Source organism: Halorubrum sp. Ea1 (assembly GCF_002252965.1).
Taxonomy (GTDB): domain Archaea; phylum Halobacteriota; class Halobacteria; order Halobacteriales; family Haloferacaceae; genus Halorubrum.
In genome coordinates, this window is the sequence record NZ_NHPG01000053.1 from 270 (window position 1) to 537 (window position 268).

The 268-nt window shown below is 66.8% G+C and carries 1 pseudogene; it reads left to right on the forward strand.

The features are described from left to right. Positions 1 to 268 (forward strand): annotated as a pseudogene (locus tag DJ73_RS20240) (ABC transporter ATP-binding protein); the annotation flags it as partial.

Sequence of the window (268 nt, forward strand, 5' to 3'; positions counted from 1 at the left end):
CGTCGGCGACGGCACTCTCGACGCGAACGGCTACTCCATCTCCTTCGACACCACGGCGATCGACGGGGTCGGGACCGGCGACGCGGTGGAGTTCGGCATCCGTCCGGAGGACATCTACCTCAAGAGCAACAGCGCCGAGGCCGAGGACCCGAGCAGGACGTTCTCGGTCACGACCGACGTGCTCGAACCGATGGGCGACGAGATCTTCGTCTACCTGAAGCCGATCCTCGGCGCGTCGGGCGAAGCGGCCGACTTCGAGGAGCGACAG